This window comes from Ochrobactrum sp. SFR4 (assembly GCF_019730395.1).
In the GTDB taxonomy this organism is placed as follows: Bacteria; Pseudomonadota; Alphaproteobacteria; order Rhizobiales; family Rhizobiaceae; genus Pseudochrobactrum.
In genome coordinates this window covers 1-242 of the sequence record NZ_JAAPBB010001245.1, presented here as the reverse complement: position 1 = coordinate 242, position 242 = coordinate 1, and the positions used below count along the sequence as shown (strand labels likewise).

At 56.2% G+C, this 242-nt stretch carries 1 pseudogene; it reads left to right on the top strand.

Going from position 1 to position 242, the window contains the following annotated elements:
* Positions 1-242: pseudogene (locus tag HBA93_RS23000) on the top strand (N-acetylglucosamine-6-phosphate deacetylase); the annotation flags it as partial.

Sequence of the window (242 nt, the reverse complement as noted above, 5' to 3'; positions counted from 1 at the left end):
AGAAAATCGGTTGTCTGTTGGTGACAATGGCTGCCGAACAGGTGACACCGGAGCAGGTGCGTGAACTGGCTGAAGGCGGCGTGATTGTCAGTATCGGCCATAGCGACAGCACTTATGAAATGGCGATGGCGCGTTTTGATGCCGGTGCGCGTGGCGTGACCCATCTGTTCAATGCGATGAGCAAGTTCGGCCATCGTGCGCCTAATCTTGTTGGTGCTGCGCTGGATCATCCGTCCGTATGG